Source organism: Limosilactobacillus avium, assembly GCF_947381485.1.
In the GTDB taxonomy this organism is placed as follows: domain Bacteria; phylum Bacillota; class Bacilli; order Lactobacillales; family Lactobacillaceae; genus Limosilactobacillus; species Limosilactobacillus avium.
The window spans coordinates 23,447-48,194 of sequence record NZ_CANCWN010000004.1; the positions used below are offsets into that span (position 1 = coordinate 23,447).

At 49.6% G+C, this 24,748-nt stretch carries 24 protein-coding genes and 2 pseudogenes; 13 read left to right on the top strand and 13 right to left on the bottom strand.

Annotated elements, in window-relative coordinates; genetic code table 11:
• Positions 1-85 precede the first annotated feature (85 nt).
• Both QOS01_RS02320 and QOS01_RS02325 read left to right on the top strand, forming a co-directional pair.
• A pseudogene (locus QOS01_RS02320) lies at positions 86-980 on the top strand (DMT family transporter).
• Between the two features lie 227 nt (positions 981-1,207).
• Positions 1,208-1,639 (top strand): hypothetical protein, encoded by a 432-nt coding sequence (locus QOS01_RS02325; protein WP_283620930.1) that lies wholly within the window; start codon positions 1,208-1,210, stop codon positions 1,637-1,639.
• A gap of 76 nt (positions 1,640-1,715) precedes the next feature.
• On the opposite strand, the gene QOS01_RS02330 is transcribed toward QOS01_RS02325, so the two are convergent.
• The 3 genes from QOS01_RS02330 to QOS01_RS02340 form a co-directional block, all read right to left on the bottom strand.
• Positions 1,716-2,420, bottom strand: a complete 705-nt coding sequence (locus QOS01_RS02330) for a type 1 glutamine amidotransferase (RefSeq protein ID WP_283620931.1) — start codon at positions 2,418-2,420, stop codon at positions 1,716-1,718.
• Positions 2,420-3,781 carry a Mur ligase family protein gene (locus tag QOS01_RS02335; RefSeq protein WP_283620932.1) on the bottom strand — a complete coding sequence of 454 codons (1,362 nt, stop codon included), beginning with the start codon at positions 3,779-3,781 and terminating at the stop codon, positions 2,420-2,422. Before QOS01_RS02335 ends, QOS01_RS02330 begins: the two co-directional genes overlap by 1 nt.
• A gap of 151 nt (positions 3,782-3,932) precedes the next feature.
• Positions 3,933-5,708, bottom strand: a complete 1,776-nt coding sequence (locus QOS01_RS02340) for a 1-deoxy-D-xylulose-5-phosphate synthase (protein ID WP_283620933.1) — start codon at positions 5,706-5,708, stop codon at positions 3,933-3,935.
• Positions 5,709-5,889: 181 nt separating this feature from the next.
• Between QOS01_RS02340 and QOS01_RS02345 the strand changes: the two genes are divergently transcribed.
• Positions 5,890-7,146 carry a DUF2075 domain-containing protein gene (locus QOS01_RS02345; RefSeq protein WP_283620934.1) on the top strand — a complete coding sequence of 419 codons (1,257 nt, stop codon included), beginning with the start codon at positions 5,890-5,892 and terminating at the stop codon, positions 7,144-7,146.
• Positions 7,143-7,832, top strand: a complete 690-nt coding sequence (locus QOS01_RS02350) for a TVP38/TMEM64 family protein (RefSeq protein ID WP_283620935.1) — start codon at positions 7,143-7,145, stop codon at positions 7,830-7,832. The genes QOS01_RS02345 and QOS01_RS02350 overlap by 4 nt, the downstream gene beginning before the upstream one ends.
• Positions 7,833-8,060: 228 nt before the next feature.
• Here the strand turns inward: QOS01_RS02350 and QOS01_RS02355 are convergent, their stop codons facing one another.
• The 6 genes and pseudogenes from QOS01_RS02355 to QOS01_RS02380 all read right to left on the bottom strand — a co-directional run bounded on the left by QOS01_RS02355 (position 8,061) and on the right by QOS01_RS02380 (position 12,865).
• On the bottom strand, positions 8,061-8,888 hold the full coding sequence (locus QOS01_RS02355) for an exodeoxyribonuclease III (protein WP_283620936.1): 828 nt from the start codon (positions 8,886-8,888) through the stop codon (positions 8,061-8,063).
• A gap of 82 nt (positions 8,889-8,970) precedes the next feature.
• Positions 8,971-9,924 (bottom strand): annotated as a pseudogene (locus QOS01_RS02360) (zinc-binding alcohol dehydrogenase family protein).
• A 2-nt stretch (positions 9,925-9,926) separates the two neighbouring features.
• Positions 9,927-10,574, bottom strand: coding sequence for an ABC transporter permease (locus QOS01_RS02365; protein ID WP_283620937.1), 648 nt, complete (start codon positions 10,572-10,574; stop codon positions 9,927-9,929).
• A complete protein-coding gene (locus QOS01_RS02370; RefSeq protein ID WP_283620938.1) occupies positions 10,567-11,337 on the bottom strand; it encodes an ABC transporter ATP-binding protein in 771 nt (256 codons plus the stop codon). Before QOS01_RS02370 ends, QOS01_RS02365 begins: the two co-directional genes overlap by 8 nt.
• Positions 11,330-11,962, bottom strand: coding sequence for an ABC transporter permease (locus QOS01_RS02375; RefSeq protein ID WP_283620939.1), 633 nt, complete (start codon positions 11,960-11,962; stop codon positions 11,330-11,332). The genes QOS01_RS02370 and QOS01_RS02375 overlap by 8 nt, the downstream gene beginning before the upstream one ends.
• On the bottom strand, positions 11,963-12,865 hold the full coding sequence (locus QOS01_RS02380) for a glycine betaine ABC transporter substrate-binding protein (protein ID WP_283621008.1): 903 nt from the start codon (positions 12,863-12,865) through the stop codon (positions 11,963-11,965).
• A 181-nt stretch (positions 12,866-13,046) separates the two neighbouring features.
• On the opposite strand from QOS01_RS02380, the gene QOS01_RS02385 reads away from it, so the two are divergent.
• From QOS01_RS02385 to QOS01_RS02400, 4 genes are all read left to right on the top strand, one after another.
• Positions 13,047-13,505, top strand: coding sequence for an Rrf2 family transcriptional regulator (locus tag QOS01_RS02385; RefSeq protein WP_283621009.1), 459 nt, complete (start codon positions 13,047-13,049; stop codon positions 13,503-13,505).
• A 2-nt stretch (positions 13,506-13,507) separates the two neighbouring features.
• A complete protein-coding gene (locus QOS01_RS02390; protein WP_283620940.1) occupies positions 13,508-14,368 on the top strand; it encodes an NmrA family NAD(P)-binding protein in 861 nt (286 codons plus the stop codon).
• A gap of 62 nt (positions 14,369-14,430) precedes the next feature.
• The gene (locus QOS01_RS02395; RefSeq protein ID WP_283620941.1) at positions 14,431-16,962 is read left to right on the top strand and encodes an excinuclease ABC subunit UvrA; all 2,532 of its coding nucleotides are present in this window, start codon (positions 14,431-14,433) and stop codon (positions 16,960-16,962) included.
• A gap of 90 nt (positions 16,963-17,052) precedes the next feature.
• Positions 17,053-17,472 carry a hypothetical protein gene (locus tag QOS01_RS02400; protein WP_283620942.1) on the top strand — a complete coding sequence of 140 codons (420 nt, stop codon included), beginning with the start codon at positions 17,053-17,055 and terminating at the stop codon, positions 17,470-17,472.
• 51 nt (positions 17,473-17,523) lie between these two features.
• Here QOS01_RS02400 and QOS01_RS02405 read toward each other — a convergent pair whose 3' ends face one another.
• A complete protein-coding gene (locus tag QOS01_RS02405) occupies positions 17,524-18,009 on the bottom strand; it encodes a flavodoxin (RefSeq protein WP_283620943.1) in 486 nt (161 codons plus the stop codon).
• 200 nt (positions 18,010-18,209) lie between these two features.
• Positions 18,210-19,094, bottom strand: a complete 885-nt coding sequence (locus QOS01_RS02410) for a LysR family transcriptional regulator (RefSeq protein WP_283620944.1) — start codon at positions 19,092-19,094, stop codon at positions 18,210-18,212.
• Positions 19,095-19,224: 130 nt separating this feature from the next.
• Between QOS01_RS02410 and QOS01_RS02415 the strand changes: the two genes are divergently transcribed.
• On the top strand, positions 19,225-20,265 hold the full coding sequence (locus QOS01_RS02415; protein ID WP_283620945.1) for an alcohol dehydrogenase catalytic domain-containing protein: 1,041 nt from the start codon (positions 19,225-19,227) through the stop codon (positions 20,263-20,265).
• An 82-nt stretch (positions 20,266-20,347) separates the two neighbouring features.
• On the opposite strand, the gene QOS01_RS02420 is transcribed toward QOS01_RS02415, so the two are convergent.
• Together QOS01_RS02420 and QOS01_RS02425 are read right to left on the bottom strand one after the other, a co-directional pair.
• Positions 20,348-20,833, bottom strand: coding sequence for a MarR family winged helix-turn-helix transcriptional regulator (locus QOS01_RS02420; RefSeq protein ID WP_283620946.1), 486 nt, complete (start codon positions 20,831-20,833; stop codon positions 20,348-20,350).
• Positions 20,834-20,870: 37 nt separating this feature from the next.
• On the bottom strand, positions 20,871-21,557 hold the full coding sequence (locus QOS01_RS02425; RefSeq protein WP_283620947.1) for an FMN-dependent NADH-azoreductase: 687 nt from the start codon (positions 21,555-21,557) through the stop codon (positions 20,871-20,873).
• 179 nt (positions 21,558-21,736) lie between these two features.
• Here QOS01_RS02425 and QOS01_RS02430 point away from each other — a divergent pair, with 179 nt between their 5' ends.
• The 4 genes from QOS01_RS02430 (at position 21,737) to QOS01_RS02445 (ending at position 24,738) form a co-directional block, all read left to right on the top strand.
• Positions 21,737-22,411 carry a dihydrofolate reductase family protein gene (locus QOS01_RS02430; protein WP_283620948.1) on the top strand — a complete coding sequence of 225 codons (675 nt, stop codon included), beginning with the start codon at positions 21,737-21,739 and terminating at the stop codon, positions 22,409-22,411.
• Positions 22,412-22,506: 95 nt separating this feature from the next.
• Positions 22,507-22,785, top strand: a complete 279-nt coding sequence (locus QOS01_RS02435; protein WP_283620949.1) for a hypothetical protein — start codon at positions 22,507-22,509, stop codon at positions 22,783-22,785.
• Between the two features lie 109 nt (positions 22,786-22,894).
• The gene (locus QOS01_RS02440) at positions 22,895-23,620 is read left to right on the top strand and encodes an ABC transporter ATP-binding protein (RefSeq protein WP_283620950.1); all 726 of its coding nucleotides are present in this window, start codon (positions 22,895-22,897) and stop codon (positions 23,618-23,620) included.
• Positions 23,620-24,738 carry an ABC transporter permease gene (locus QOS01_RS02445; RefSeq protein ID WP_283621010.1) on the top strand — a complete coding sequence of 373 codons (1,119 nt, stop codon included), beginning with the start codon at positions 23,620-23,622 and terminating at the stop codon, positions 24,736-24,738. Before QOS01_RS02440 ends, QOS01_RS02445 begins: the two co-directional genes overlap by 1 nt.
• The last annotated feature ends 10 nt before the right edge of the window (positions 24,739-24,748 follow it).

A 24,748-nucleotide genomic window follows, 5' to 3' on the forward strand; every position in this document is an offset into this window, starting at 1 on the left:
TAGTCAACGGTCAGAAGTGTACTAGGTGATTACCTAATTGTTTATTTCCGTGAATCATTTATCTTAGATGTTATAGGAGGAATATATGAATAATACAAAGTCTTTTTCTAAAGGTCAGTTGTGGGGTGTTAAGCTAAACCTGATTTCACTCTTGTTCAGCAGCATTAGCCCCGTCCTGAATAAGTTCTCGCTAACAAGCCTCAGCCCGGTAATCGGTGGAATATTCACCAGTATTTTTGCGGCCGTATTTGTCTTAATAACAATTGTTTTCCGGCGCCAGGCTCTTAGCTGGCGTTCCTTCGCCAATCCCTGGCTCTGGCTTCTCGGGGGAACGAACGCCGTGGGAATTATTCTCCAGTACGTGGCATTATCCCTACTGAGCCCAATTACCGTTACACTGATTGCACGGATGTACCTGGTCTACTTTTTCGTGCTCTCCTACGTTTTTCTTCGTGAAAAGATTGAAGGACTAGACTATCTTGCCATCGTTTTGTGCATCATCGATTCTTTCTTGATTTCCAGTGATCGCCTACAGCTCAGTGATAACGGTTGGGGAATTATCTGTGCCTTTATCTACCCGTTGATGTATGCCGCAAATAATATCACCGCTAAGCACCTGGTTACGGATGCTCACGCAAACAGCGTCCTCTTTTATAACCATTCAACCTCAGCGATCCTATTACTTGTCTTTGCACTGGCGAGTGGGACGTCGTTTAAAGGAATTTCATCCTCAGCGGTAGCCTTTAACTTTGGTGGGGGCCTTCTTTAATGGTTTCCTCTCCCTCCTTCTTTTCTACACAAGTTTAAAATTTATTTCTGCAGGAAAGGCAAACATTGTGCGCGCCATCGGACCGGTTATTGTAATCATCTACTCCGCATTCTTCTTCCCGGTTCAAGTAACCCCCTCGTTAATTTTGGGAGCCATCCTAGTACTCGCTGCCAGTGTCATCGTCACCTTTACCAAAACAATTCACCGGTAATTTACATGCACAACAAAAGGCATTCACTGCTTACTCGATATTATGTCCGCTGACCTGGCACCGCTGCTTAATAAACAGCCCGTCTTGCGCATTAAGTTTGACCAGCTCATCGATCAGTATTTCCTGGTTGATGGCCAGGGCCACGAACATGTGATGGACAAGCCCCTCAAGGATATCAAGCAAAAGTACCAGTTTTACCGCACTCATTTTGAATAGGGAGGTTAATGATGCATCCACAAATACGACCAGAAATGAAACTCGGCATGCGCGAATTCGAAAACACAATGTTCATGCTCCGCGTCCAACCAACCGCACTCAACATTGATAAATTTGCCCTCCAGGGGGATATGCTGCCTGAACAGATTGATGATGTTGCCTGGGGCATGCCGGCCTACCTTTCCACGGACTTTAACATGTTCTTTGTCTTTGCACCAAACGTTGGTGGACGGTGGGCTATTTCTTGCTCCCAGGTGGAAATTAAGGACGGTAACCAAGTAACGGCGATGAGCGAAACCGTACCGACGGGGATGGGGCTCAACGCGGTCAACGAACTCAGTCCGAGCTCCGCAATTGAGTTGATTGCCTATCTGAAGACCCTCGAGGTCAATAAAATTGGCTACTTTGACGAACAGATTGCCAACCGCTTGGGGGAGAAGTGAGGGGCGTTTACCAAATACCATATACAAAAAATCAGGCAATGGTTCTTGTAAATCCATTGCCTGATTTTTATTTTGCTTAGTAAGTTGCTTCAATTTTAACGTTCTTTTGGGCCGTTAAGTCCGCGTCTGGGTACTTATTTTTAAGTGCTGCCAGTAACATCTTCTTTGCCAATTCACCATTGCGGTCGAGGATGGTGTGCATGTTGGTGCAGAAGGTGTTCTTGTAAACAGCTCCTTCCGTATCGTCATCATGGTTATTACCGGTTCCCTCAACCACGGTCCCGAGGGCCTTTTCGCCTTCACCAAGGAAGGTCACGAGGTCGTGGTTTTCATGGCCGTGCATCTTGGTCCCCCACTGGGACTCAATCACCAACTCACCCTGGATTTGCTCGCCATCAGCTGGTAGTTCGCTATGGTGGGATAGTAGCCCGGCCCCAGCAATCTTTTTGTTATGCTGGTCAACATAAGATTGTCCAAGCAACTGGTAGCCCTCACCAACCGCTAGCAGAGGCTTACCACCTTCAATATAGCGGTGGAGCTCATCATGTTTACTGTCGATATCCTCCCGGGCGATGGACTGCTCAAACTTCTGGCCGGCGCCCAGGACAATCAGGTCATAGTCGGCAGCTGAAAACCCATCTTCCACACTGACAACCCTACTCAATACATCGGTGTCCAAAAGCTGGCCATAGTACTTTAATGCCATGATATTACCCAAGTCACCATAGGTATTCAGCAGGTTACCATACAGGTGCGCTAGCTGTAATTGGTACTTTGCCATTATTCCATCCCCCCATCGATCAGCTTCTGTTCTGCCAGTGCCTTCCGGAGCTGCCGCATCGCGGTATAGCAGGTTACCACGTACATGCGCTTCGTTGGAATCTCCTTGATCCGGTCAATCACTTTTTCCGGGTTCGGTTCAACGTTTACATCCTTAAATCCACCAAACTTAAAGCGGGTCGCGGCATCCTTGTAATTTGCCGCACCGACTAGGTAGTACGGGATGTCATGGTCCTTGAGGATTTCAAAGTTGCAGTCCCAAATCCAAGAAGTGTCTTCCCCGTCTGCCGGTAAGGCGGTAAGCAAGAAGGCAAAGGAAAACGGGTCCTTATCAGTTTTGATCATATCCAAGACGGTATCGACCCCGATTTGGTTCTTGACCATGATAATGACCATTTCCTTGTCACCAATTTTGACCATTTCCTTGTCACCAATTTTGACCTTTTCCTGGCGGCCAAAGATTTCGGGACTTTGGGCAAACGCGGTCTTAATGGCGCTGCTTTCCACCCCCATGAAGCGGGCCAGGGAGTACGCCGCCAGGGCATTATAAATGTTGTAGGCGCCTCCCACGGGAATCTTAAACTCGCTATCATCAAACTTAACCACTGAGTCCGCCGAAGTCATCCGCTCAACGGCAGTTACTTCATAGTCTAATTGCGGACGCTTGTGGCCACAATTAGGGCAGAAGTAAGCACCCAGGCCACCATAGGTAATGAAGCCGTAGTGGATGATATGGTGGCATTTCGGACAAACCACCCCATCGGTATTGGATGGTGCTTCTAAATCGCCCATTGGCTGGTCGTTAAACCCGTACCAAACGCGGGGGTTGGGCAGGTCAACGGAGTTAAAGATGGGGTCATCAGCGTTAGCAATAATGGTTGCTTGAGGTGCCATCCGCACCCCTTCGAGCATCCGGTCCCAGGTTGCGTATAGTTCACTGTACCGGTCAAGCTGGTCCCGGAAGAGGTTGGTGAAAACAAAGGCCTTGGGTTTAAAGTACTTTACAATGCGGACAATGTTAGCCTCATCGACCTCAAGGACGGCTAGCCCCTTCTTCTTGGGCTTAGGCGCCGTGACGAAGATGGTGGCGATCCCCCGTTTCATGTTGGACCCGGTTGGGTTATAAAGGACATCCGGGTACTTTTGCTTAAGGGCGTGGACGGCCAATGCAGTTGCCGTGGTTTTCCCGTTGGTTCCCCCGACAATTACGAAGTCATAGCGATCTTTGTAGTGGTAAAGAATGTCTGGATCAAGCTTAAGCGCAACGAGACCGGGCAGTGAACTTCCCCGGTTAAAGATTCCGTGTAGGATGGATTGGGAAAGGTGACCTACTCCAGCAGCAACTGAACTTCTGAGTGACATGATGGATTCCTTTCTGCGTTTTAATTTTACAATCTCTGCTTAACGTCATAACCGTTAGGCATGGAGAAAGAAAAACTGAAAATTTATAAATAATAACGCGCCCCACTCGTTTTCTCAGACGGGTGGGGCGCGTTTGTTCGATTATCAAATTTTACAAGGAGTGAATAACCTTTTCGATGTCATCAACGATTTGCTTAGGTGTCAGGTGGTACCATTCGTAGAGAACCTCTAACGGCACGTTATCGGCAAATTCACGTGGTGCACCAAAATCAAGAACCTTCATCGGTGTTGGTCCGTAGTAGCGGTCAATGGTCTCGCCAAAGCCCCCACTTAAGTTTCCATCCTCCAAAGTAACGACAACATCATGATTTTCTGATAGGTGGTGTAGGACCTGCGGATCAATTCCGGTAAGTGACTTTGGATTGATCAGCGTCGCGTCGACGTTGATCTTCTTCTTGAGTTCTTCACAAACCTTCTTACCTAACTCCCAGAAGTCACCAACAGCCATGATGGCAACCTCACTCCCGTGGTGGGCAATGTCATACTTGATGTTGCTGTAGTCATCCTGCGTTGCTTCACCGTGAATCAGTGGCTTTTCTGGTTCCCGGATAACAACCGGCTGGTCAGTCTGCTTAATGGCCCACTTCAGCATTGAAAGCAACTCTTCGACGTTTGTCGGTGCCAGGTACTCAATGTTCGGCAGGTCACTAATCATCGAAATATCAAACGATCCCTGGTGGGTTGCGGATTCGGTGGCAATTGTTCCCCCACGAACAATCATCACTACTGGAGCATCATTCAGGGCCATGTCATGAATTAACTGGTCGTACGCCCGCTGCAGGAAGGTTGCATTCTGAAATACGACTGGCCGTGCACCGGCGATTGCCATCGCAACCGCCGAGCTGATGCAGTCCTGTTCAGCAATTCCCACGTCATAGTACCGGTCCGGGTGCTTAGCCTGGAATTTCTTCAAGTTAAAGGCACCGGGAATGGCGGCGTTCATGGCCACGACCGGTTCACCAGCATCAATTTGCCGATCTAACTCGGCCAAAATGGCATCGCTATAGGATTCACCAGTAACGGGATGCTTATCTTTACCCGTCTTGAGGTCGAATGGCATCCGCCAGTGGTAATTCATCTTTTCCTTGATTGCTGGTTCATAGCCCTTGCCCTTCAGCGTATTGACGTGAAGCACGATCGGGTGGTCAACATCTTTGATTTCCTTGAAAGCATCAATCATGGCCCGCAAATTATTACCATCCTTGACGTAACGGTAGTCCAGGCCCATGAACTTAAAGATGTTATTCGGTGATGCCCCGTCGGTCTCCCGGAGCTCCTTCAAACCTTGGTATAACCCACCTTGGTTTTCGTCAATCGACATCTGATTATCATTAACAACGATAATCAGGTTAGACTTAAGCTTAGCCGCGTTATTCAAGCCCTCAAAGGCGAGGCCCCCACTTAAGGAGCCATCCCCGATGACGGCAACAACGTTATCTTTGGAATCCGGGTTCAAGAGGTCCCGTGCTTGGGCCATCCCCACGGCCAACGAGATGGAAGTGGAGGTGTGGCCAATCTCAAAGAAATCGTGGTTACTCTCGGCTGGTGATGTAAATCCGGAGATGTCCTTGTAGTGGTCAGGATTTAAGAAGGCCAGCTTCCTGCCCGTCAACATTTTATGGGCATAGCACTGGTGGGAAACATCCCAGATGATTTTATCATGTGGAGAATTAAAAACATAGTGGTAAGCAAGCGTTAATTCCATTACCCCAAGGTTTGGACCAACGTGCCCACCGATTGCTGCATCACGCTCCAGAACCAGTTGGCGCATTTCACTCGCCAACCGCTTCAGTTCATCAAGCGTCATCCCTTTGATATCTTCCGGTTCATCTACTTCATTCAGTAAATAGTCTGGATGCCGATTCATTTATCGCCACTCCTTTTATGATTTTCGGTATAAACGATATTTTATGCTTCCTGCATTTCCTATTATTTTATCACTTTTCACAAGGGTGCGAAAATAGTGGGCCCCTAAATTGACGAACAAGCTCGATTTAGATAACATAATATAGGTAAAGATTTTTTGAAAAAAGGGACTTGGTTTGACTATGGGGGAAATTGAAAACGCTGCGGTTGAAAAGCTTTCGCCGCTGAAGAAATTGACCCGGGAACAAGAACAACTGGTGGAAGACATTTTAAACTTTACCAGTGACCATTTGAAAAAAGGCTTTCCGGCCACCTACACCATTTACGGTGATGCGGGGACTGGAAAGAGCGTTGTCTTATCACAACTGTTTGACCGCATCCAGACGGCCGCGCGCCGGGATAAGTCGTCGCCTTTTTATAAGACCAGTAACTACTTCCTGGTCAACCACCCAGAAATATTGAAGGTGTACCGGGAGATTGCTGGCGAACGTCCCGAACTTTACAAGAAGGACTTTGCCCGGCCCACCTCTCTGATCAACCAGCTAGATAAGCGGGGAAAGACGATTGACGTTGCGGTGGTTGACGAGGCCCACCTCCTGTTATCAAAGGCTGACCACTACAATAACTTTTATCATGACAACCAGCTGGTTGAACTCATCAAGCGGGCGAAGGTGGTCATCATCGTCTTCGACCAGTACCAGGTTTTACGGATGAAAAGTCTGTGGACACCGGAACGACTGCAAAAGATCACCCACCAGTATCCATTCAAGGAATACCACCTTCACCACATGTTCCGGATGACCGCCAGTGACGATCTTGTCGCCTGGTTTAACCACTTTACCAGCAATGGTGAGCTAGTGCCCATTCCCCGTGACGCCCGTGATCACTACGATTTTCGGGTTTACGATGATGCGGAAGAGATGCGGCAGGCGATTGTCCACCGCAATAGTGAAGTCGGTCTCTCCCGAATTCTCTCCACTTCGGGGTACCCTTCAACGCTGGATGGGGGAAAACACTATATCCGCGAGGGACGGTTCAAAATGCCATGGGACCAGTACAACTACACCGTTACGCCCTGGGCGGAGATCCCCCAGACGATTGACGAGGTTGGGTCTATCTACACCTGCCAGGGTTTTGATCTTAACTATACGGGAATCATCATTGGGCCGCCAATCAGCCAGATTCCCGCCAGCAAGCGACTCCAGGTCAACCTCGATAAGTACACCGACAGCGAAGCGTTCAAGAAGCGAGCTGATTTAACCGATCCACAGGAAATCACGGATTTGGAAAAACGGATGATTATGAACTCACTGAACGTCCTCTTCAAGCGTGGCGTCTACGGAACATACATCTATGCCCATGACCCCCTGCTCCGTCACACCCTCACTGACCTGTTCAAAGAAGCGGGCCTGACCATTCCCCGGGAGGAAGATAAATGAAAAACATAAATAAACCCCTATTGATTACCGGCGGGATTATCATTTCACTAATTCTGCTCTACCTTATCTACCGTGATTACCGGCCTGAGCTGACCCTGCTTCTCCATATGAACCACCATAACAAGCTGATTTTGCTCCACATGATCCGGAGCCACGGAATCAAGGACATGCTTTTGCTCTTGGCACTGATTGCTACCTTCAATGCAATCCCCGGTATGTCGAATTCCTTTGTCTGTATTTTTGCTGGTCTCTGTTATGGGCCAGCCATCGGATTCATCATCAACTGGCTGGGGAACATCATTGGTAACTGCGGTGTCATGGCGGTCATCCGGAAAATCGACCTCTCCAAGCGCACCAAGAAGTCCAAGCTGTTAAATTCACTGATGAACCAGCGCCACCCCCTCATCGGGCTTACCATCGGCTTCATGGTCCCCGTCATTCCGAGTGTCCTGGTAAACTACGCCGGGGCCCGATTAAATATCAACCGTTGGCGGTACCTGGCAATGGTAACCGTCGGAATGGCACCGACTTCCTTCATCTACGCCTTTGGTGGGGATGCCCTCTTCAAGGGTGATAACAAGCGCTTGATTGGAGCCGTGGTGGCGATCGTAATCGTGATTGCCCTCTACATCCTTGTCAAAAAGATGATTAAGCGCACGCGTTCCAATAAAGAAATACCAGCATAACGATAAAATGAGGTTGGGAGAAAACAAAGTTTTCTCCCAACCTCATTTAGTTCTCTGAATATTACACAGTAATCGCGGAAAAACCAAATAGGCTTGCTCCGCGTCGAAGCGTGCTCCTAGTGTCTAGCGCCGCGAAGCAAGTCCATTGATTACGGACAATCATTGGCCAGCAATCGTCCTATACTAGCCATACGGAGCACTCTGAAGCTTTTTTCCCAGCTTCTTATTTTATAGGTCAATATCAAGCATGATTGGGGTGTGGTCACGCCGTTTCCCGCTGTCGACCATCGTGGAAGATTGCAGCTTATCAGCCAGGCGGTCACTGACCAACCAGTAGTCAATTCTCCAGCCGGAGTTGTTTTGCTTACTAGTAATTACCCGTTGGGCCCACCATGAGTAGGCTCCCTTCTCGTCCGGATGGAGGTAGCGGAAACTATCCGTAAAGCCGGCGTCCAGTAGCTTCGTGAAGTGTTCCCGTTCTTCATCCGTGAAGCCCGCGGAATGGTGGTTATTTGCCGGATGGGCCAGGTCAATTTCTTCGTGGGCCACGTTGAAGTCGCCACTAGCAATCACCGGCTTTTGCTCATCAAGTTTTTCCAGGTATTCCCGGTAGCAGTCATCCCAAACCTGACGCTCTGCCAGCCGTTTCAGGCCATTGCCAGAGTTTGGCGTGTAGACTTCAGTAACGAAGAAGTCCGGGAACTCCATGGTAATGATCCGCCCCTCATCATCCATTGGTTCTGGGGCACCGATCTGTGGGTAGGTAACCTGTGGACTGTACTTATCCAGGTAGAGGTACATCGTTCCGGCGTAACCCTTCCGTGCTGGCTCAACGGAACTCCGCCAGGCCACCTGGTAACCCGGAAACATCTTATCCAAGGCTTGGTAGTGTTTCTTGGTGGGGCCGTTTTTGGAAAGCTTGGTCTCCTGGATGGCTAGCACGTCCGGCTTAAGTTCATAGATTTTTTGCAGCACCTCCCGGGTTTCGCCGGCCCGGGTTGAGGTGCCAGTCAGGGCCGCGTTGATTGAATCAATGTTCCACGAAATAAATTTCATCGTTAATTCTCCTTTGCAACATTCTCTGCCTGCATTATACCGTTTTTTTCCAGGATAAAAAAAGCGGATTCCTCCGCTAATCCTATATTTTTACAATAACCTTGCCGAAACTATGGTGGCCTTCTAAGTAGCGGTGAGCGTCCGCAACTTGGTCAAGTCTGAACACCCGGGTTGGCTTTACTGGAACTCGGTATTTTTCAATCACGTCTAGCAGTTCATTTAATTTTGCTTCGTCAACGTTTCCCGAGTAAAAACTCGTCAGGTAGCTGTTCGGCGCGATATCCATGATGGGGTCAAATTGTGGTAGGTACCACTGGTTACCGAGCTCACCAGTACTACAAACGATTCCCCCCGGATTGAGGTGGGTAAAGCTGTCCTTGACCGTTGCCGAGCCGATTAGTTCAAGAACCTTATCAAACTTATCTTCACCTGCCAGGTGGCCCTGCTGGTCTTTAATGACCTGGTCGTACCCCGCCTACAGAAGAAGGGCTCTTTTCTCTAGGGACCTGGTCGTGCCTGCTAATTGCACGTCTGGGATCAATGCTTTGGCGAGGTTCACAAAAGCAGCGCCGACGCCACTTGAACCGCCCCGAACCAGCACGTGTTCGCCGGGCCTTATTTTCAGATTCAAAAGTGATCCGTAGGCGGTGTAATAAGTTTCGGGAATTGTAGCCAGAGTCGTCCAGTCGAGGTTGGTTTTAACCGGGTAGACTTGGTCATTGGGTAATAAGGTGTACTCAGCATATGAGCCGTCAAACGCCCGTCCCATCTCTCCCATGATGGAAACAACCTTTTGCCCAACCGGCAGCCGGTCTGGGGCGCTTGTCTTCGCGACCACCCCCACGCATTCGATCCCTAAGATCCGCGGGAACTTAACGGTTGGTGATAGCCCCTTACGTGTGAAGATCTCCGAATGGTTGACCCCAAAACCTTTCACCTTTATCAGGGTCCACCCCGGCCGAACCTCAGGGGTGGGAACGTCTTGGTAAATCAGTTTCTCGGGCCCACCGGCTTCCTTAATTACTACGGCTTTCATAATTACGCCTCCTTGGCAGTGAGAACACGCCGCCAGCGGTGGTCAAGGGCCCATTCCACAAGCTTTAAGATTGCGGCACTGGTCAGTGTCAAGACGATTGTCAATACTGTTCCCCAGAGGATTGGGGTAACCTTTTGGGTCTGCAAGCCTTCAAAAAGAAGTTCGCCGAGGCCCCCCGCATTAATGGTCGTCGCAATCGTTGCAATTCCCATTGCCGAAGCGAGGGCCACCTGGATGCCGGAGAAAATCGCGGGTACTGCCAGTGGCAACTGAACCTTCATAAAGACTTGACGGTTGGTCATCCCCATCCCCCGGGCGACCTCAACCATTGTGGGGTTCACCCCCTGGATGCCGGTGATAAAGCTGCGCAGAAGAACATACTCACAGTAAACGGCTAAAACGATGATCGCGGTCCGCATTCCTAGTCCGGTCACCGGAAGGAGGAGGGCAAACAGGGCAAAACTGGGTACGGAATACAATAATGAAAAGAAGTAGACCAGTCCGTTTAACCAGTTCCGTCGGTGAAGGAAGACAAGTACTAGAATAATCGTAACCACAATCGCGATTGCCAGGGCCGCAAAGACCATTTCGGCATGCTGCCCCATTTCAATTAGCATGATTGGGTAGTTTTCTCGCCAATATTCAATCATAATAACCACCCCACAGTTTTTTGTTCTGTTGAACCGTCCCCAGCAGGTCGCGAACGAAAGCGGTGGCTGGGTGGTTTACTACCTCTGATGGGGTGGCAAACTGTTCGATTTGCCCCTCATGCATGACCATTACCCGCTGGCCCAAGAAGAGGGCCTCGTTAATGTCGTGGGTTACGAACAGGAAGGTCTTATCGCCAAGTTGCTGGTGAATCTGCTTAATTTCCTTCTGGAGTTCTACCCGAGTCAGGGCATCAAGGGCCCCGAATGGTTCATCAAACAGGACGTATGGCGGGTTGACGGCCAGTGCGCGGGCAACCCCCACCCGCTGCTGTTGTCCGCCAGAGAGCTGACTCGGGTAACGCCCCGCGTAGTCGGCCGGGTTCAGCTGGACCAGCTGGAGTAATTCGGTGACGCGTTCCTTAATCTGGTTATTATCCCAGTGGAGCATCTTTGGGACCACCGCGATATTTTCAGCAACCGTCATGTGGGGGAAGAGGCCTACCTGCTGCACAACGTAGCCAATGTGGCGACGAAGACGAACGATATCCTGGTCGGCCAACCGTTTGCCGTCAACCAGGACCTGGCCTTTATCCGGCTTCAACAGACCGTTAACCATCTTCAACGTGGTCGTCTTACCAGAGCCGGACGAACCCAGAATGGTTACCAGTTCCCCCGCGTTGATTGTGAAATTAAGATTCGGAATAACCGTTCGATTTCCAAACTTCTTTTGCACGTTTTTAAATTGAATTATTGCTTTAGGCATTCTTCTTCATCCTCCTAATCACCAGGTCAAAGCTCACCATCGAAAGCAGGGATAAGAGGGCAACACTAACCCCACCGATTACAACATATGTCATATCGTAGAGGCCCAAACCGGTGAAGATTAGCGTGCCAAGGCCCCCGGCCCCAATGTAGGTTGCCAGAGTCGCACTGGCGATGATTTCCACGAGGGCCAGTTTAATTCCATTCAGGATGTAGGGAAGGGCCAGGGGGATCTCAACCTGGCGGCGTAACTGGCGCTGGTCCATTCCCAGTGCGGTACCGACTTCCTTATACAGGGGGCTGACTTCATTAAAACCCAGAATCGTGTTAATGAGTAACGGCGGCAGGGCCAGGGCAACCAGGGCAATTGTTGCCGGAAGCATCCCTGTCCCGATAAAGGGAATCAGGAGAAATAGTAATGCTAAACTCGGAATGATGCGCAGTGCCTGGGCAAATGCCGTACAAACAGCGGCTACGGGTCGAATTCGTGAACCGAGGTAGCCCAGCGGCAGGGCGATCACCATCGAGATTGCCAACGAGATGAAGCTCAAGTAGAGGTGTTGCCAGACATATTGCAGGTACTGACCCCCATCATTTTGAAAATAATGCATGATTGACGTCATCATCTAGTTTCTCCCCTCCTTCATGTGCTGGTTGTACCAGTTTAGGGCCACCATCCGGTAGTTCTTTCCCTGAACCATTACCTGCTTGTTTAAGTTAATCAGCTGCTTGGTGGTTAACTTTGCATCAACCCGGTTAAGGGTCGCCGCCATCTTGGGGTGCTCCTTTGCAGACTTCTTGTTTGCCAGTGGGACAAGGTTATAAGGTGGCCACAAGCCCTTGTCGTCCTTTAATAGGACGTATTTACTAGTCGCGAGCTGCCCCTCAGTAGTCGAGACCGGGGCCGCATCACCCTTTCCTTCTGCCATGATGGTGTACTTAAGGCTGTCATCATAGTCGCGCAGTGATTTGAAGTTAAACTTACCGTATTTCTTGTTCATTCCTGGAAGCGCGTCGGCCCGCTTATCAAACTCTCCCTGCGAGACAAAGCGAATCTTCGCCGCATTTTTCTGCAGGTCACTAATCGTTTTAATATGGTACTTTTTGGCCACACTGCTCCGCATCCCGATTCCTTGCCGGTCGTCCCCCGGGGCATATTTAAAGATCACGAGGCCATCTTTTTTTACCCCTTTACGAGCGACATTTGCCATTTGCGAGGCCGTTAAACCGGAGCCGTTCTTTTTCAAATAAGTCTCAACAATCGTCCCGGTATATTCGGGATAGACATCTACCTGTCCGGTCTTAACCACCCGGTAGACTACCGAATTGGCGATATTGGGTTTACGAATCACCTTATATCCCGCATGCTCGAGGGCCAGCGCGTATATTTCACTGACGGTTTTACTCTCGGCAAAGCTCTTTGAACCAACAACAATTGGTGTCCGGCTGTTAGCCTTGGCGGTTAATGGCAAAAAGCTTGTAACCAGTAAGATTGCAAGAGTGATTGCTAACCATTTCTCTTTTCTCAACATTAGTATTCAGCCTCCTATAGTAACCATAAAAGTTTCAGGCCATTTAAGTTGCTGGGACTAATATAATACGGGTAGACGTGTAAAGTCAATTGATACGTGCACGAAATTTGCGGTGTTACCCCTGGACATATGTAACTAATACAGTTACAATAGTAACTGAAAGGATGGATGGATGGACATGCGAATCTCAACGCGTTTTAGCGACAGTATTCATATTTTAGCCTTCATTTCGATATATAAGGACAAGTTACCACTAACCAGTGAAAACATTGCGGGAAGTGTCAAAACATCACCGGTCGTTGTCCGCCGGTTAATGAGCGCCCTCAGGAAGGCGGGGTTACTCAAAACGGTCCACGGCTCTGCCGATCCCCAAATTGCACGCCCGCTTGATCAAATCTCCTTATATGATATTTTTCTTGCGGTCGAGGGGCCCCAGCGCCACCTCTTCACGATTGACGAAAAAACGGAACCAGCGTGCATCGTGGGAGGTAACATTCAAGCCACCCTGGCCGATTACTACCACCAGGCTGAGGTTGCGGCGGAGGCTAAGCTCGTTCAGTTCAAACTCGCCGACGTCATCGATTCGATTCTCGTCAAGCAGGCCCAAAAAGAGGCTATCAAGAAAGGAAGTAAATAATAATGAACTACTTTATTACTGGCGCAACCGGTCACCTCGGCAGTAAGGTCGTAGCGGAACTAAGTAAGCTAGTGCCCAAGTCCGCGATTCGCCTGGGGGTCCACACTCCAGCTAAGGCAACCAACCTGAAGAACGCTGGCTACCAGCTAGCGGCGATTGACTATACGGACATTTCTACCATGACAAGTGCTTTTCAGGGAGTTGATGTCCTCATTTACATCCCAAGTCTGACTTACGACGTTCAGGGTCGGATCAACGAATTTGAGAACACCCTCACGGCAATGAAGACTGCCGGAGTCAAGAGCATTGTTGATGTCAGTTTTATCGCTGACCAGTTCAATAACCCCTTCCAGATGGCGGGTTACTACGCCTACCTGCCAGCCCGCCTGGCCAGCTCATCATTTAGCTATGCGGTCATCAAGAACGCCCTGTACGCCGACCCACTGGTCCCCTACTTACCGGAACTCATTCAGCGGCATAATGTCATCTACCCGGTCGGTGACCAGGCAATGTCCTTTATCAGTCGTCAGGACAGCGCTACAGCAATTGCCCACGTGGCCGTCAAAGACTACCTCCGGGATCACGGGCAGAATTACTTGCTGACGATGAAGCAAAACTATAACATGGTTGAACTAAGCACGATCATGACTAAGGTCACTGGCCAGTCAATCGGTTACTCACCAGTTTCTATTAGGGAATTTGCCGACATCTACCGGTCCGAGGGGGATGGGGATGAATTAGCCTCGATGTATGCCGCAGCAGCAAAGGGGCTGATGGCTAAAACCACGGACGACTTCCAGCGGATTACGGGTCACGCCCCGCAGGATATGCTCAGCTTCCTCAGTCAAAATTATCACAAATAAAATAACGGGAACGGATTATTTGCCGCTCCCGTTTGTTATTTGGTAACCTAGAAATAGTAATTATGAATGAAGGAGTCTTAAGTGTGAATGACTTACCAACGAAGATCGAAGTGCGTGGTGCCAAGGTCCATAATTTAAAAAACATCGACGTTGACATCCCCTTACACAAGTTCGTTGCCATCTCAGGGTTGTCCGGCTCGGGCAAAAGTTCACTGGCAATGGGGATCTTGTATGAGGAAGGGTCCCGCCGCTACCTGGAGGCCCTCTCAACTTACACCCGGCGGCGGATCAAGCTGGGTGCCCAGGCAGAGGTCACTAGCGTGAAGCATATTCCCTCTGCCCTGGCTCTTCGGCAGCGGCCGAGCATCCCATCCGAGCGAGCCACCGTCGGGACGATGAGTGAGATTTTTAATGTCATCCGCCTAATCTTTTCCCGCCTCGGGTCCCCGGTTTGTCCAAATGGCCACCGTCTAAAGCCAAGTCTGAAAATTGCTGAAGCAATGAGCCGGTCCGACAGCAGTATGGGCCAGTTGACCTGCCCAGAGTGTGGGGCCAAGTTCCAGGCCTTTAGTGCCGAGGACTTTGCCTTTAATTCAGATGGAGCCTGCACCAACTGCCAGGGGACGGGAATGGTACGTGAGATTGACGATTCCAAGTTGATTGGTGACGAAAACCTAAGTCTTGCTGATGGTGCCGTGGCTTCCTGGCACCTGCCGGGACGTAATTTCATGCCGAATGTCGCTGAACAAGCTGGGGTCCGGATTCACGTTCCCTACAAGGACCTGACTGCTAAGGAAAAGGACTTTGTTTTAAACGGTCCTCAGCAAAAGTTCAAAATGGATTTCCGGTCAGGAACAGGCCGGGTCTTCCACGACTTCAACGCCCTCTACGAAAATGCCCATGCAGCTGTCCTGGAGTCGGCTAAGTCCAGCAAGAGTGAGCGGGCCCAGAAGCGGATTAGCGAGTTCTTCCACTACTCAACCTGCCCTGTCTGCCATGGAACCCGGCTGCGCCCAGAACTCCTCAACCAGCTGGCCGGGGGATTAAACATCGCCGAGGTAACCGACCTCACCCTGGGCGACTTGACGGACTGGAAGAAGAAAGTTCTGGCCGAACTGCCTAACAACATGGGTAAGATGGCGGGCAGCCTTTTCAAGGAATTCGACGACAACCTCCGCCCCCTGCTCGAATTGGGGCTCGATTACCTGACCCTCTCACGGAACGGAAATACCTTGTCCACCGGTGAATTGCAACGGATTCAGCTGGCCCGGACACTACGAACCCAAACGACCGGGGTCCTCTACATCCTTGACGAACCCTCCATTGGTCTCCACCCGGACAACATCAGCGGCCTCTTAAATGTCTTCCGGGAACTGGTCAGCCAGGGGAACTCCCTCGTGGTCGTTGACCACAACGTCGACATCATCAAGAACGCGGACTGGATCATCGAGATTGGCCCCGGATCCGGGGATGAGGGTGGTCAGGTGATTGCCCAGGGCACGCCAGACAAGATTATCACCAACCCCCATTCCAAGATTGGCCCCTACCTAAACGGGACCGCACAACTCATGGCCCGGAAGCCAGTTACAAAAGCGCCTAAAAAACAAATCGACTTTGAGGTTGCCAATTACTACAACCTTAAAGATGTCCATGTCGACCTCCCCGTCAACCAGTTGAGCGCCATCACCGGGTTCTCCGGTGCCGGGAAGACGAGTCTGATCCTCGATAGCCTGGTTCCCGCAATCAAAGCCCAGGGTACGGGAAGTCCCCTTCCTAAACAAGTGCGCAAACTCGAATCGCCGTTGAAGGAGGTCGTCAGTGTCGACGCCGCACCGATTGGCAAGACGCAGCGGTCAACGGTCGCCACCTACACCAGCATCATGGACAACCTCCGGAAGCTATTTGCCGCCCAGCCCCTGGCCAAGCAAAAGCACTACACACCAAGTTACTTCTCCTACAACAATAAGCAGGGGGCTTGCCCCAACTGCGGGGGTGCGGGAATCGTCACCCTGGATATCCAGTTTCTTCCCGACATGCAACAGGTCTGCCCCGTCTGCAATGGTGACCGTTACAACCAGGACGTCCAGGAGGTCAAGTGGCACGGCTATTCAATCGTTAATCTTCTCAAGCTAGATGTCCGGCAAGCCCTGCCCGTTTTCAAGGACGTTCCAAAGATTGAACGGGAGTTAAAACTCCTTGAAGAAGTTGGCCTGGCTTACCTTCATTTGGGTGAAAGTACCCCTAGCCTGTCCGGTGGTGAAGCCCAGCGGCTGAAGTTGGTCAAGCACCTTAACCACAACCAGGCAACCACCCTCTTTGTTTTTGATGAACCGACGATTGGTCTCCATCCCCTGGACGTCAAAACATTAGTGGGCGTCATCCAGCAGTTAATTAACCGCGGGGCAACTGTGGTCACAATCACCCACGACCTTAACCTCGTGGTAAATGCTGACTATGTCCTCGACCTCGGGCCCCGTGGTGGTAAAAATGGTGGCCAAGTTGTTGCTGCAGGTGCCCCAAGCAAGTTAATCGCTGACCCGCACAGTCTGACCAGCAAGTACCTGGCCGACTACTGGCATCGTTACCAAAATTAGCTTATTTCCCTTTCCACTAGTGTAAATGGCAAGTATGATATACTAGTTAGTGACGTGTAACACTGAAATTTATGGGGGAATAACTTAATAATGAAGAAAATTGGATTGCTATGTGCTTCGGCACTGGCCGTGTTAACGGTAAGTACTTTTGCCACAAGTGCCAATAGCTTTAGCTTAAGCACTGACTCGACCGCCCTGGCAGCGACTACTAAATTTAGTCAGCAGAACTATGCGGTGATGGCCTACCTGAAGTACACTAAGCAGGATCTGAACAGCGTTGCTGATAACTCACTCGAGGTGGAAAGCGAACACGGCCATTTTGAAATCGATAACGAGAACGGTAGTGACTTCGTTGTTGAGGTCAATAAGTCAAACGTGATCCTTAAGACCACCGACCAAAATGGGAAGCGCAAGGTTCATACCTTCACCAAAGCTAAACTGGAAAAGCAGTTCAGTAATCAGCAAAACAAGCTGAACAGCATCGTTGAAAGTGACGAAGATAACGACTAAATAAGTAAGCCCGCAGGTGTTTGGATTTAACAAACAGCCTGCGGGCTTATTTTAGTTTAAATTAAGTTTTTGAAGCCAGGATTGAACCTGGTTACCACTATTCAAAACGGCTCCCGGGTTGACCTGCACGTCGTAACCATTTTCCTTAACCGTCCGTTCCACGTAGCTCTGTGAACGTTCATAGGAGCTTCCGCCTGAAGTGGCAAATAAGGAGAGGGTCTTACCATTCAAGTCCAAATGGTCAATGACACTGCTGATCATCCGCGGTGGAATCCCCCACCAGATGGGGTGACCGATGATGATGTTGGTGTAAGTGCTGATGTCCGGAAGGTCGTCCTTGATGTCAACCCGGCGATTGTGCTGGTGCTGTTCAATTGAGGTCCGGCTCTTGGGATCGTGCCAGTTCAAGTCCGCGGTCGTGTACGGCTGTGCGGCGTGAATTTCGGCAATATCAGCATCAAGCTGCTGGGCAATCTTTTCCGCAATTCTCTTAGTAGTATTCGTTGCTGAGTAGTACAGAACAAGGGTCTTTGCCATTGTTAATCTCCTCCTATTAACTTTAATAATAACCTTAGGACCGGAATTGACTCAAGTAAAATGCTTATTATTAATAAGTAACCATTCAACTTTCCTATCACGTTCAATCCATTCCTGATGGGTCCTAACCGCTATTGACAGTTTTCAGCTTACCATGCGGGTGAATTTACGAATATTGCTTAATGCTCATACCAGTATAACTAAGACTGATAGTCGAATGAGTTTGCTCTTTGCGACCAGCATGCCCGTATGCGAGCAATTACGGGGGCAACCCGCCGCCGGTTCAGCTTCAAAAAGCTAGCGTAGAAGCGCTGGTGAGCACAATCATCTTCTAGAGGGAGAATGACACGGTTATCAGGTAACCCCCTCCCCCAGTGTGGGTCAAGGTGGGTCAGGTTGGTCGTGAAGAAGGGTAGCTCCGAATAATTAAGCAGGGCGTTGTATTCCTCCGGACGGGGCTGTGAAATCAGGCGAACGCCGGGGATATGTTCTTGGTATAAGTGTCGCCAGAAGCCAACTTCCGCCGGGCTAAGAATTGACCGTTCTCGGAGGTTCGCATAGGTTAGTGATTGCCGCTTGGCCAGCTGATCCTTACTAGAGAGGTTCACCATCATCTCCTCCGTTCCAAGATAAGCCGAACTTATCGCTGGAGACTCTACGCGCTGGTTTGTAATTAAGATCGTCACCTGGTCGTCCATTAATATTTGAACAAAATTTCTTTCTAAATAATGGTCAACAATAGTAAGCCGGGAATCATGAATTGCGCGGGCCACAATCAGGGGTCCTGGTGCGTTAGCTGCTAACGTCACCGTCGCCGTTCTTTCATCATACCGTTGAATTAAGGGAATAAAGTCATGATTCTCCTTAACTAACCGCTGGGCCTGATGAGCGGCGTATTGACCAGCCTTGGTCAGGGAAATTTTATTGGGGCGCCGGATGAACAGCTGGACATTCGTTTCCTCCTCCAGCTTCTTTAACGCGTGCGTAACCGCTGGGGAAGTTAGGCCCAGGGCCTGGGCGGTTTTACGAACCGTCCCCTGCTGGGCAAATGTCACTAATGCGAGCAATAAACCATAGTCAACCATTATTCCCCACCTCCTTAGGATAAATCATATTTATCCTAGCATTCATAATCATTAATTTTCAACCTTCACTCTCGCCAATATAATTAATCATGAAAGATATGTTTGATAACCAGAAACGGAGGTTGTAATAATGAAATCTGCAGCATTTGAAGGTGCGGGAAAAATTGAAGTTAAGGATATCGCAAAGCCAACAATTCAGGCTGATGATGACGTCATTATTAAGGTATTACGGACCTGTGTCTGTGGTTCCGATATGTGGTCATACAAGGGACTAGAGGAACACGGTGAAGAAAATGACGGTCACGAAGTAATTGGGATTGTTAAAGAGGTTGGTGCGGATATCACAACTGTTAAGCCCGGGGACTTCGTAATTGCCCCATTCACTCATGGTTGCGGTCACTGTCGTGCTTGCGTCGCCGGTTATGATGGCACCTGCATGGACCACTCCCTGACGGAGAACTTCTCGTCGGGCTACCAGGCAGAATACGTCCGCTACCAGCATGCTCAGTGGGCCCTCGTTAAGGTTCCAGGGCAAGCTAGCGACTACACGGAAGGAATGAAGAAGTCCTTGCTGACCCTTGCCGACGTGATGGCGACTGGTTACCATGCCGCCCGCGTTGCCCACGTTCAGCCTGGTGACACCGTTGTTGTTTTAGGCGACGGGGCGGTTGGCCTGTGCGCAATCATTGCCGCCAAGATGCGGGGCGCTAAAAAGATCTTTTCCACTAGCCGGCATGCCGATAAGGAAGCGCTCGCTCGTGAGTTTGGCGCTACCGACAACGTTGCGGAACGTGGTGAAGACGGAATCAAGAAGCTACTAGCAATTACCAATGGCGGCGCTGACGCCATCCTTGAATGTGTCGGGACTGCCCAGTCAAACGCTGAAGCAATGCAAATTGGCCGGCCTGGTTCATACATCGGCCGGGTTGGCCTTCCCCATGGAGCCGAACTCAACCCTGCCCAGAGTTTTTACGGCAACTCAACAATCGCTGGGGGCCCGGCTTCCGTCACCACTTACGACAAGGAAGTTCTTCTTAAGGCGGTCCTCGATGGTGAAATTAACCCGGGAAAGGTATTTGACAAGACCTTCAGCCTGGATGAAATCAACCAGGCTTACCAGGCCATGGCCGACCACCAGGCAATTAAATCATACGTCGTGGTTAGCGATTAATTTTCTAGTTAACTTAGGCAGACAATGACCAAATACGCCAGCATTCGGTTTTTCCGGATACTGGCGTATTTTACTAACCTAACTATAGTTTACTTTCCAACTGGTAAAGGTCCTGTAAAAAGGCGGCGACCGTTTCCAGTTCTGCAGATGAATATTTCGCCGTTAAACTCTTAACCAGCTTTTTCTTAATGCTGCGGTGCATTTGGTCATGAACCTGGGCTAATTTCTGTCCCTGTTCGGTCAACGAATAATAGATCTTTTTCTGGTCATTGACATGTTTGCTAGCATCGACAAGTTGGTAGTGAACCAACTTTTTTGCCGCCCGGGTAATTCCACCGCGGGTGACCTGGAGAAGACTTGCCAGCTCAATTCCGGTCTTTTCTCCCGTCTCTAAAGCCGAGAGAATATGAAAAGCGACAATTGATAGGTCTAAAACGATATCCGCCAGCTTCTCATCCGCCACATGCTTTTGAATCCACTTCTGTTCTTGTGAACCATGGACATTGTTGTGCCGTGCTCGCAGTTGCTGGATTGTGTGTTGAATTTTATCAATTGTCTCTTCGCTCATCAGATGGCCCCGCTTTACTGTTGTTAAGGCCATTATATCAAAAATCACTTGCCATGGCGTTGGCCTGGTTTAGTGCCCGATCTAAAATTGATTGACGCCGGTCGTGATGGGCGTCGGCCCCCTCAATGAAGAGCTTTTGAACATCCGTAACGCCGTAGAATTTCAACATATTAGTCAAGTAGGTATCCCCCAGATCCATCAGGGCACAGCTTTCTTTGCTGTTAATGCCCAACGCACGCTTTAAGAGGAACTTGACGATTCCCCATTTGCCGCTGGCGTGGTACTCACTACCGGCGGCCTGGATATGAATTGCCTTTTTCCCGGTTAATAAGCCGACCGACCCCTTACTAGTATACTTAAAGGTCTTATGAGCGACCGCCGTCAAATCAAGGTACTGTTTCATCTCTGCTGGTAAGAAGTGGTTGTACATTGGGTTGATGAAGACGTATTTATCTGCTCCCATGAACTCTGCCAACCACTCCTGGTGGCGGTTCAAGAGGGCCTTCTCTTCTTCCGTCAATGGTTCATCAAATTTCTGTTTCCGCCACGCTGCCATCGTCACGTCGTTTAATGGTGGGACTCCTCCCTTAGCATAGAGATCACGGATAATTACCTGGTCGTCGGGATGACTTTGGCGGTAACTATCAACGAACTGTTTCCCCACCGTCAGAGAAAGACTATTTTCAATGTGAGGATGTGCTTGAACTACTAAAACTGTACTCATATTAATCATTCCTTTTTGTTGCTTATCAACATTACTTATATACTAGCATACTCTAATTTTGTTGCTTGTCAACATTACTGATATACCTAAACCGTATGGAAAAGGATAAGCAATTGGTATTGGGAATGGCTGAGATTGGGAATTAGAATTGAATTAACAACCTTGAGGAGGAATAACGTATGAATAAGCCTGATATTATTGTCCACATGATGGAATCAATTGATGGTCGAATCGACTGTAAGATGACCGCCCAGCTGCGTGGTACTGATGAGTACTACACTACCCTTAATAGTTTGAATGCCCCCACGAGAGTCAGTGGTCGGGTAACCGCCGCCACCGAAATGACCAGTGGTGAGCAGTTCCACCCCCAACATGATAAACAGCTCAACCAAACAGCATTCAAGGTGAATACTAGTAGTGATCGTTACAATATCGTGGTGGATACTCATGGCACCTTGGACTGGCCTTCAGAAGACGGGGCTGATTTCCCCCACCTCATCATCACCAGTGAACAGGTTAATAAGGAATACTTATCCTACCTTAACCAGCAGGGAATTTCCTGGATCGCGACTGGCCAAGAACAGGTTGACCTGGCCCGCGCCATGGATATTCTCGCTGAGGAGTTTGGTGTTCGTCGGTTAGCCGTGGTCGGTGGTGGCAAAATCAACGCCGGCTTCCTCAATGCCGGATTGGTTGACGAGATTAGTGTCCTAATCGGTCCTGGAGTAGACGGACGGGTTAACCAACCCAGCCTATTTGATGGTTGCTTAGGTGATAAGCCGTTAAGCCTACAATTAAAGGGTGTTCAGAGCTTTGACGACGGGGCTGTTCGGCTGCGGTACACGGTTAAATAAGTATTAGTGATGAGAAGGACTACCTGTTATACAGGTTATCCTCTAAAAGGTTAAAAAATAGGCAATTCATCACGTCCTTAAAAGAACGTGTTTCCTTGCCCGTTTTCAAAAACAATGCCGGCGACGTCATTAACCAGTTGGCCGGTACGGTTAACCTACAGGACCAGCGGAGTTCAAACAACACTGGCAATGTAGACCAACCGGCCAATAACCAGTCCACGACTAACAACAGTTCACAAGACCCACAGGAAAAGGCCCGTGAGGCAATGAATGCGGATCCGAACATTGATCCAGAACTAAAGCGCCGGATGAACCTATCACCTGACGATCCCGACTATATCCAGCCAACCCATGATCCAGATAGTTGGCGCTAAAGAGGTGACCCTTGCGAGGGTCATTTTTTGGCTTGACTGGTGAGTAATTACTCACTATAATTTTAACGGTTAGCAAAGTGAGTGTTCACTCACCAGGAGGAGGTTAAATATGAACCCAACTATTCAATTACAACATATCCAAAAGAGTTTTGGTCACCAAACCGTCCTCAAGGATGTCAACCTGACCGTTAATCCCGGTGAGATTGTGGGCCTAATTGGACCTTCTGGTGCCGGCAAAACGACCATCATCAAGACAATGTTGGGGATGGAAGAGATTAATTTTGGAACCGCCCTTGTCCTGGGTAGAACAATGCCCGACCGCCGACTACTGAGTCGGATTGGCTATATGGCCCAGTCTGATGCCTTATATAGTCGCCTATCGGCCCGGGAGAACATCGCCTTCTTTGGCAAGATGAAGGGTGTTTTCGGTAAAAAGTTAGCTAATGAAATTACCCACGTCAGTCAAGTGGTTGACCTTACCGAAAACCTTGACCAAAGAATCAGTGGCTTTTCCGGGGGAATGAAACGGCGACTATCGCTTGCCATTGCTCTGCTTGGGCAGCCAGACCTATTAGTACTTGATGAGCCAACAGTCGGCATCGATCCGGCCCTTCGTCGCCAGATTTGGCACGAATTAGGGCTCCTCCGTGATCAGGGACAAAGCGTCCTAATTACGACCCACGTGATGGATGAAGCCGAACACGCCGACCGGGTCGCCCTCCTTCTTCACGGTGACATTATCGCCTTTGCGCCACCGCAAAAACTAGAACAGCAGTACCAAGTGCCGACAATTGAAGACGTCTTCTTAAAAGCAGAAAAGGAGGAACAGCAATGATGCGGACACTAGCAATTGCCCAGCGGGTCTTGAAAGAGCTAATTCGTGACAAGCGGACCCTGGCGTTGATGTTTCTGGCCCCCATTTTAATTATGTGGTTGATGAACGTGATGTTTTCGGCCAACTCAAACACCAAAGCAACGGTCGCAACCGTCAACGTGACCCAGACCGTCCGCCACAACTTGGGCCAGGTCAACGGAATCACTGTTAAGCGAAGTGCCACTAACAGTAAGGCGCAGCGGGCACTAAGATCAGGGACCGTCGACGCCGTTATCAACTACCGGCAAGCCCGCAACCACTACCAGGTGACCTACGCCAATACCGATGCTAGTAAAACCAACCTTACCAAGCAGGCATTGAAGGCCGCCCTCACCGGCCAAACCATCAGTACCCTCACTGCTGCTAATCACCGGCTCCAATCCATGGTCCAGCAGAACCGCCCAATCGCCGTTCAACCACAAAGGGAGAATACGGCGCCGACCATTAGTAACCACTACCAGTACGGTAACAAGGATACCGGCTTCTTTGCCAAAATTGTTCCTATTCTGATGGGCTTTTTTGTCTTCTTCTTTGTCTTCCTCATCTCAGGAATGGCCCTGTTAAACGAACGAACCTCGGGGACCCTCAATCGTTTACTGGCAACCCCGGTAAGGCGTAGTGAGATTGTCTATGGCTACATGCTAGGCTACGGTGCCATTTCAATTCTCCAATCGACGGTTATCGTCCTGGCCACTGTCTGCTTGCTCAAGTTTGAAGTCGTTGGTAGTATCGTTAACATCATTATTGTGAGCGTCCTCCTTGCCCTGGTAGCCCTTGCCTTTGGGATCTTAATGTCAACGCTCGCTAACTCAGAATTCCAAATGATGCAGTTCATCCCCCTGGTCGTCGTGCCACAGGTTTTCTTCTCCGGAATCATCCCCCTCGATTCGATGGCCCATTGGGTGCAATACATTGGTAAAGTCCTGCCCTTAACCTACACTGGGGATGCCTTAACCAAAATCGTGATGACGGGTAAGGGCCTCACTAGCCTAGGTGGCGATATCCTCGCCCTGTTGATTTTTCTGGTGGTCCTTCTCTGGCTTAACATCATTGTGATGAAACGGTACCGGAAAGTATAATAGAACGTGA

What these genes read in the sequence shown, in the direction of transcription:
- QOS01_RS02325 (WP_283620930.1), top strand. Translation starts at nt 1,208, where the DNA reads ATGCATCCACAAATACGACCAGAAATGAAACTCGGCATGCGCGAATTC.
- QOS01_RS02330 (WP_283620931.1), bottom strand. Translation starts at nt 2,420, where the DNA reads ATGGCAAAGTACCAATTACAGCTAGCGCACCTGTATGGTAACCTGCTG.
- QOS01_RS02335 (WP_283620932.1), bottom strand. Translation starts at nt 3,781, where the DNA reads ATGTCACTCAGAAGTTCAGTTGCTGCTGGAGTAGGTCACCTTTCCCAA.
- QOS01_RS02340 (WP_283620933.1), bottom strand. Translation starts at nt 5,708, where the DNA reads ATGAATCGGCATCCAGACTATTTACTGAATGAAGTAGATGAACCGGAA.
- QOS01_RS02345 (WP_283620934.1), top strand. Translation starts at nt 5,890, where the DNA reads ATGGGGGAAATTGAAAACGCTGCGGTTGAAAAGCTTTCGCCGCTGAAG.
- QOS01_RS02350 (WP_283620935.1), top strand. Translation starts at nt 7,143, where the DNA reads ATGAAAAACATAAATAAACCCCTATTGATTACCGGCGGGATTATCATT.
- QOS01_RS02355 (WP_283620936.1), bottom strand. Translation starts at nt 8,888, where the DNA reads ATGAAATTTATTTCGTGGAACATTGATTCAATCAACGCGGCCCTGACT.
- QOS01_RS02365 (WP_283620937.1), bottom strand. Translation starts at nt 10,574, where the DNA reads ATGATTGAATATTGGCGAGAAAACTACCCAATCATGCTAATTGAAATG.
- QOS01_RS02370 (WP_283620938.1), bottom strand. Translation starts at nt 11,337, where the DNA reads ATGCCTAAAGCAATAATTCAATTTAAAAACGTGCAAAAGAAGTTTGGA.
- QOS01_RS02375 (WP_283620939.1), bottom strand. Translation starts at nt 11,962, where the DNA reads ATGATGACGTCAATCATGCATTATTTTCAAAATGATGGGGGTCAGTAC.
- QOS01_RS02385 (WP_283621009.1), top strand. Translation starts at nt 13,047, where the DNA reads ATGCGAATCTCAACGCGTTTTAGCGACAGTATTCATATTTTAGCCTTC.
- QOS01_RS02390 (WP_283620940.1), top strand. Translation starts at nt 13,508, where the DNA reads ATGAACTACTTTATTACTGGCGCAACCGGTCACCTCGGCAGTAAGGTC.
- QOS01_RS02395 (WP_283620941.1), top strand. Translation starts at nt 14,431, where the DNA reads ATGAATGAAGGAGTCTTAAGTGTGAATGACTTACCAACGAAGATCGAA.
- QOS01_RS02400 (WP_283620942.1), top strand. Translation starts at nt 17,053, where the DNA reads ATGAAGAAAATTGGATTGCTATGTGCTTCGGCACTGGCCGTGTTAACG.
- QOS01_RS02405 (WP_283620943.1), bottom strand. Translation starts at nt 18,009, where the DNA reads ATGGCAAAGACCCTTGTTCTGTACTACTCAGCAACGAATACTACTAAG.
- QOS01_RS02410 (WP_283620944.1), bottom strand. Translation starts at nt 19,094, where the DNA reads ATGGTTGACTATGGTTTATTGCTCGCATTAGTGACATTTGCCCAGCAG.
- QOS01_RS02415 (WP_283620945.1), top strand. Translation starts at nt 19,225, where the DNA reads ATGAAATCTGCAGCATTTGAAGGTGCGGGAAAAATTGAAGTTAAGGAT.
- QOS01_RS02420 (WP_283620946.1), bottom strand. Translation starts at nt 20,833, where the DNA reads ATGAGCGAAGAGACAATTGATAAAATTCAACACACAATCCAGCAACTG.
- QOS01_RS02425 (WP_283620947.1), bottom strand. Translation starts at nt 21,557, where the DNA reads ATGAGTACAGTTTTAGTAGTTCAAGCACATCCTCACATTGAAAATAGT.
- QOS01_RS02430 (WP_283620948.1), top strand. Translation starts at nt 21,737, where the DNA reads ATGAATAAGCCTGATATTATTGTCCACATGATGGAATCAATTGATGGT.
- QOS01_RS02440 (WP_283620950.1), top strand. Translation starts at nt 22,895, where the DNA reads ATGAACCCAACTATTCAATTACAACATATCCAAAAGAGTTTTGGTCAC.
- QOS01_RS02445 (WP_283621010.1), top strand. Translation starts at nt 23,620, where the DNA reads ATGCGGACACTAGCAATTGCCCAGCGGGTCTTGAAAGAGCTAATTCGT.